Genomic DNA, 5,968 nt, shown 5'->3' on the forward strand with positions numbered 1-5,968 from the left:
CCCGATTGCACGACGAACCAGCCGATGGTCCCGGAGATGGCCATCGCGGCGCTCATCTCCAGCGTGCCCTGTGTTTTCTTGTCCATGCCTGTGTTCCCGCCATGTGTTGTCGATGCCAAACTGTATAAAACAGATGGTCCTCACGGAATAGCTTTTGTTAGGCGTTTTCTTTTTTGTTCCTGATAATCGAAGGCAATTTTTTATTTTTGCGTTTTTGCCATGGATGCTATTGACCAAGCCATCCTGACCCAGCTGCACCAGGATGCGCGCACCTCGCTCAAGGAACTGGGCGAGCGCGTGGGCCTTTCCTCGCCCAGCGTGTCCGAGCGCCTGCGGCGCCTGGAAGAGCGCGGGGTGGTCCGCGCATTCACGGTAGACATCGAGCCGCGCGCGCTGGGCTACCAGCTGCAGGCCATCGTCCGCATCCGGCCCTTGCCAGGCCAATTGGCAGCGGTGGAGCAGCTCATACGGGATACGCCTGAGTTCTGCGAATGCGACAAGGTGACTGGGGATGACTGCTTTGTGGCGCGTGTCTACGTTCGCACCATTGAGCAGCTCGACAGCGTGCTGGACCGCATTGCCGACAAGGCCCAGACGAGCACGGCCATCGTCAAGGCGCAGACCATCCGGCGACGGCCGCCACCGTGGATTCCGGGTATTTGAAGGGAAGGGCGTGTGCGCGGCTCAGCCACCCAGCACCCGCGCGAACAGCTCGTTGCGGAAGTGAATGCCCAGGCGGGCGAACGCTCGGTTGCGGTAGGTCTTGACGGTCGGAACGCCCAGGCCCAGGTCGCTGGCGATACCCTCGTGCGTCATGCCCTGCAGCAGGCGGGCGCACACGTCCAGCTCTCTGTCGGTCAGCTCGGCCTGCAGGCGCAGCAGGCGCATGCGCAGCACGGGCAGGTCATCCATCGCCAACGGCGCCAGGCCTGTCGCCGTAGGTTCGATAGAGCGCGGCTTGCCGAGGCTGCTGGTGAGGGAACCCCCAGCGCCCTGGGCCGTCCGAGGCAGGCCAGGGCCTGACAGATCGATGTGCTTGCGCGTGAGTGCGAGCAGCACCGGTGCCACTGACTCAAAAGCGCCAATCTGCCGGTCGTTGAAGGGCCGCTGGTGCTGGTGGCGGTAGAAGTTCACGGCAAACACCGAGCCGTCGCTTTCATATTCGACCACCGAGACGCGCTCGGACACGCCATGCGCCTCGTACACCCGGGCGCGGTGCTCGCCATCCACCTCGGCGGCCGTGAGGTGGCACAGCCGGGTTTCCGGCTCCGGCAGGGGCGCGTCGTCGAACGACCGGCCCCAGGTGTTGTCGCGGCGGTAGGGACCGGAGAGATAAGCCCACCAGCAATCGCGTGTCGTGTCGGGCACGCCGAGGCTGGCGGACATGAACAGTGTGGGCTTGCAGCGCGGGCCGGTGCGGTACACGGACCACGACGCGGCGGGCAGCACCGGCTCCAGGTCTTGCAGCATCCCGGGCACGAAGCCCGATTCGCCCAGCCTGTGGACCAGGCTGGCCACGGTCTGGCTTTCTGGACGGTTATGCACCTGCCGGTCGGCCGTCTGCAGGGAAGGAGGGAGCCACTGGCGCATGGAGGAGTCGGAAGTAGGGGTCTGGGAGCCGCGGGCAGGGTAGGCGTGTCGGGAATTCTTCGACACGGCTGCTGCCACGGTACTCGGGTTAATCCGTCATCCTCCGGGATGACAGGCCGCTGCGGCAACGGGACTTACGCTAAGCCCCATGTCTGATCATCTGCCCCTCGCGGCCCCCTCATTGAAGTTCTTCGCCGACCTGCGTGTGGAGGTGGGCACTCCCCAGGAGGTCGGCCGCACCGCGCATGGCCTGCGCCGGCTGATCCCCATCCTGGGCGGAACCGCCATCGGCGAAGGCTGGAGCGCGCGGGTGCTGCCCGGTGGCGCGGATTTTCAGCTCATCGTCAATGAGAGGCTGTCGGAACTGGATGCACGCTATGTGTTGGAGACCGATGGCGGCGACTTGATCTACGTGCAAAACCGTGCGGTGCGCTCGGGTCCGGAAGAGGTCATCGCACGCCTGGTGCGCGGCGAACCGGTGGACCCGGCGCACGTGTACTTCCGTTGCAGCCCCAGCTTTGAGACAGCGTCTCCTGCGCTGTCATGGATTGCCGAGCGCATGTTCGTCGGCGCTGGCGCCCGCTACCCGGACACCGTGGCAATGCGCTTCTTCGAGCTGCGATAGCGTTGCATCCGGCTGAGCGCTGGTGCCCCTTTTCCTCCTTCGTTTTCCTGATCCTTCCAAACCACAAGAATCCCCGGAGACTTTTCATGACACACGCAGCCCCGCATCGCCTCACCCCCAAGGCCACCACGCCCCGCCGCGCTCTCGTGGCCGCAGCACTGCTGGCCGGGCTCCTGCCCTGGGCCGGCGCGCAGGCGCAAGGCGCGGGTGCCTATCCGAACAAGCCGGTGCGCATCATCGTGGGCTTCCCGGCGGGTACGGGGCCGGACATCGTGGCGCGCCTGTTGGCGCAGAAGCTCTCGGAGGGCTGGGGCAACCTGGGTGTGATCGTGGACAACAAGCCCGGCGCGGGTGGGTTGATCGCCGCGGGCGAGGCCGCGCGGGCCGCGCCGGATGGCTACACACTGATGCTGGGCGAAACCGGCCAGCTCAGCATTGCCCCGAGCAGCTACAACAAGCTGCCCTACGACCCGGCCAAGGACTTCACGGCCGTGAGCCAGGTGGTGACCTCCGACTTCGTGCTGCTGGTCAACCCGCAGAAGGTGCCGGCACGCAACGTGAAGGAGTTCGTGGACTGGAGCAAGCAGCAAAAGGGTCTGTTCCTGGCCACGTTCGGCGCGGGCACGCCCGGGCATTTCGGGGCCTTCATGTTTGGCGATGCCGTCAAACTCAAGCCCGAGCCGGTGCACTACAAGAACACCTCGGACGCGCTGGGCGGGCTGTTCAGCGGCGACGTGCAAGGAGTGTTCGCCAGCGTCGGCCTGGCCGCGCCCAACGTCAAGGCCGGGAAACTTGCCGCGCTCGGCACCACCGGTGCCACCCGCACGCCCGCCTTGCCCGACGTGCCCACCATCAAGGAGCAGGGCTTCGCCAACCTGGAGTTCTCATCGTGGTTCGGCATCGTGGCGCCCGCCAAGACGCCGCCCGAGATCGTGGCGCGACTCAACGCGGACATCGTCAAGGCCGTGCAGTCGCCGGAAGGGCGAACCAAGATGGAAGAAGCGGGCTTCCGGGTGACCGGCACAAGCCAGCAGGACTTCGCGCGCACCATTGCCGCCGATACGGTGACTTGGGGCAAGGCGGTCGCGGCCACCGGCTTCAAGGCGGACTGAGCGGCGTCACCCGCAGGGCCGGAGCCTCCGACCCTTTCAGCGCTTTTCAGCGCCTCTTTCCGGCGGCGGGGGCGGGCGCCGCCGGTGCAGGCAGCTGCAACTGCGCCTCCTGCACCACACGCACGCAGTCCTTGAGGTGTTGCTCGCCGAGAAAACGCAAGGTGGCATAGCCAATGGTGGCCGCCACGGCTTGCCCGGCGAGGGGAACGTACTTGGCTGCCTGCTTGGTGGTCAGCCGCAGGCCCACAGTCTGGGTGGCGCGCAAGACCAGCTCGCGCGTCACCAGCTTGCCAATGAGAACTGACCCCACCAGCGCCACCGCTTTCTGGACTTGTTCCCGCTTGGCCGGGTCGAGCTGGTCGATCTGGGCGGGCGACAGGCCGAACTCCGCATTGATCTGCGGCAGCAGGCGGGAGAGCAGGGCGGCATCCACGGCCCAGTCAAGCCCGGGCACGGGCACGGTGCTGGCGGCTGCGGCTACCAGAGCCCGCCGGTGTAGCAGGTTCCGGCTGCGCTGCACGGCGGCGATCAAGGCCGGGTTGCCAGCGGCCATTTGCAACGAGGAAGGCATGGGGGTGTTGTAGCCGAAGGGCGGCGGGTTGAACAGCACCGGGCGGACCGGAGTCAGGTTTTGCCCTTGACCAGGCTGAACATCGCCAGCAGGGCCATGGCCCCCACCACCGACGCAATCCAGCCTGCGGGCTCGCCCTGCTCGTACCACCCCAGGGCCATGCCAAAGTAAGTGGCAAGAAACGAACCGGCCACGCCCAGCAGCATGGTCATGATCCAGCCGAGGTTGTCCCTGCCCGGTTTGAGGGCGCGGGCGAGCAAGCCCACCACCAGACCGACCGCCAGTGTTCCCAGTAATGAAACCATATTTTTTCCCCTGCGCTGTAGTTGTGGAAAGGTAAGTCTGCGGCGGCGCGGATGGCCAGCAGCCAGCAGCGGGGCCAATGTGCCCCCGCGCGGCCCAACAGAGCGGCGTGGGGAGCATGTCGCTGGCCAGCGACGCAGTGCTTTCCACTCTAGGAAAGGGGGATTGGCCCCGTTGTCGGATAAGGCGCAGTTCACGCGTCCCATCGCCGGGCTTCCGCAGCGCGCGAGGAAAGGCAGCGAAGCAGCACAGCCAGCTGTGTCGTCCGCGTCCGACACCGCCCCGCGGTGGCTGCTTGCTGACACGGCAGATAGTCCGGCGTAGAGTGGAATAAATCCCCCAAAAATCTCAATAACAACGAAGGAGTTCCATGACGAAGCGCTTGAAAGCCCGTTCCTTCCCGTTGGTCTTTGTCGCGGTGCTGTCGCTGGGCGGCGCCTTGGTCATCCCCACCACCGCTGCGGCGCAATCTGGCGATGAGGCATCGCTGGCACGCGGTGCTGTGCCGGACACCACGCCCCAGCAGCGCTATCAGACCGCGATCCGTGAGGCTGGGGGAGGGTTGAAGGTCAGTCTGGCGGAATGCCGCGAGATGGCGGCGGCGGACCGCAAGAGTTGCGAGTCCCAGGCCCGTGCTCGCTATCAGGACGATATGGCCAAAGCCCGCGCCATGTTGCGAGACCCGTCGATCGGACCGGTGAATGTCGTGGGCGGGCCCATCCGCAGTACCGAGACGGTGTACGAGATCAAGAACTGATCAGGCGGCTGGTTCGCCGGTCAGCCGTTTGGGTCGGCCGCCGTCCACGGCCACGGGCCTACTTGGCCGGCGTGGTGTCCTCGCTGGGAGAGCTTGCTACGCGCCGGGCGCCGTTGAAGCGGCGCGCCCAGTAGGCGACGCCCATGTCTTCGACGCGGATTTCCGCGCCGCTGCGGGGGGCGTGAATGAATTTGTTGTCGCCCACGTAGATGCCGACATGGCTGAAGCTGCGGCGCATGGTGTTGAAGAACACCAGATCACCGGGCTGGAGTTCCTTCTTGTCGATGATCTGGGTGGCAGCAGCCTGCTGGTCGGCGCGGCGCGGCAGCAAAAGGCCCACCGTTTGTTCGTACATGGCGCGCACGAAGCCGCTGCAGTCGAAGCCCGTGTCGGCACTGTTGCCGCCACGCTTGTAGGGAACACCCAGGAAACCCATCGCATTCAGTACGAGGTTGGAAGCGCGATCGGCCACGTTGTGGGCGCGGTCGGCCACCTTGTGGCTCACGTCTTCCAGCCGGGTCATCAGGCCCTTGTCGGCGATGAAACGGTCGAATTCGTCGGGGTTGGATGCTTGCGGGGCAGCCTGGGCAGCCGTGGCGCAAGCCAGAAGGAGGGTGCAAAGCCATCTGGACATGGGGGCGAAGAGTACCACGGTGTGGTTGCTTATCGAAAATAATTACATTTGCAAGTTGTTGATTTCGTTGAAGTAAGTCAGAAAACCCGGTTTCCGGCCGGCTGCTTTCACCCCCGGGGGTTGTCAATGAGTTACAAGCAAAAAATGCCGCTGGCGCTTGCTGCAAAAGCGCAAGCAGCTATTGTTTTCGTAGTGGCCGCCCTGTGTGGAGCGAGCAGCGCGCAGCCCGTCGCACCCGTGGTTTCCCTGGTGGGCGTGGCGAAAGGGCTGGAAAACCCTTGGGCCGTGGCCTTTTTGCCGCAGGGCCAATTTCTGGTCACCGAACGGGCGGGGCGGATGCGCGTCATCAGTGCGCAGGGGCAGATCAGCCCAGCCC

General features: G+C 65.4%; 9 protein-coding genes. 5 read left to right on the forward strand and 4 right to left on the reverse strand.

The annotated features are described in order from the left end of the window. Positions 1 to 219 precede the first annotated feature (219 nt). Complete coding sequence (locus tag MRY84_RS09155) at positions 220 to 663, forward strand: Lrp/AsnC family transcriptional regulator (protein WP_291505419.1); 444 nt, start codon at positions 220 to 222, stop codon at positions 661 to 663. A gap of 21 nt (positions 664 to 684) precedes the next feature. Here the strand turns inward: MRY84_RS09155 and MRY84_RS09160 are convergent, their stop codons facing one another. Beyond that, a complete protein-coding gene (locus MRY84_RS09160) occupies positions 685 to 1,470 on the reverse strand; it encodes a helix-turn-helix transcriptional regulator (RefSeq protein ID WP_291505427.1) in 786 nt (261 codons plus the stop codon). Positions 1,471 to 1,738: 268 nt separating this feature from the next. On the opposite strand from MRY84_RS09160, the gene MRY84_RS09165 reads away from it, so the two are divergent. Together MRY84_RS09165 and MRY84_RS09170 are read left to right on the forward strand one after the other, a co-directional pair. After that, positions 1,739 to 2,215, forward strand: a complete 477-nt coding sequence (locus MRY84_RS09165; protein WP_291505420.1) for a DUF3237 domain-containing protein — start codon at positions 1,739 to 1,741, stop codon at positions 2,213 to 2,215. 86 nt (positions 2,216 to 2,301) lie between these two features. Continuing rightward, a complete protein-coding gene (locus MRY84_RS09170) occupies positions 2,302 to 3,327 on the forward strand; it encodes a tripartite tricarboxylate transporter substrate binding protein (protein WP_291505421.1) in 1,026 nt (341 codons plus the stop codon). Positions 3,328 to 3,373: 46 nt separating this feature from the next. Here the strand turns inward: MRY84_RS09170 and MRY84_RS09175 are convergent, their stop codons facing one another. Further along, a complete protein-coding gene (locus tag MRY84_RS09175; protein ID WP_291505422.1) occupies positions 3,374 to 3,898 on the reverse strand; it encodes a hypothetical protein in 525 nt (174 codons plus the stop codon). A gap of 53 nt (positions 3,899 to 3,951) precedes the next feature. Then, a complete protein-coding gene (locus MRY84_RS09180) occupies positions 3,952 to 4,203 on the reverse strand; it encodes a GlsB/YeaQ/YmgE family stress response membrane protein (protein ID WP_291505423.1) in 252 nt (83 codons plus the stop codon). A 368-nt stretch (positions 4,204 to 4,571) separates the two neighbouring features. On the opposite strand from MRY84_RS09180, the gene MRY84_RS09185 reads away from it, so the two are divergent. Next, on the forward strand, positions 4,572 to 4,958 hold the full coding sequence (locus MRY84_RS09185; RefSeq protein ID WP_291505424.1) for a hypothetical protein: 387 nt from the start codon (positions 4,572 to 4,574) through the stop codon (positions 4,956 to 4,958). A 58-nt stretch (positions 4,959 to 5,016) separates the two neighbouring features. Here MRY84_RS09185 and MRY84_RS09190 read toward each other — a convergent pair whose 3' ends face one another. Then, a complete protein-coding gene (locus MRY84_RS09190; protein ID WP_291505425.1) occupies positions 5,017 to 5,592 on the reverse strand; it encodes a C40 family peptidase in 576 nt (191 codons plus the stop codon). Positions 5,593 to 5,640: 48 nt separating this feature from the next. Between MRY84_RS09190 and MRY84_RS09195 the strand changes: the two genes are divergently transcribed. Then, a partial coding sequence (locus tag MRY84_RS09195) for a PQQ-dependent sugar dehydrogenase (protein WP_291505426.1) occupies positions 5,641 to 5,968 on the forward strand: 328 nt, incomplete at its 3' end.

Origin of the sequence: Acidovorax sp. (genome assembly GCF_022763525.1) — a bacterium.
In the GTDB taxonomy this organism is placed as follows: domain Bacteria; phylum Pseudomonadota; class Gammaproteobacteria; order Burkholderiales; family Burkholderiaceae_C; genus Acidovorax.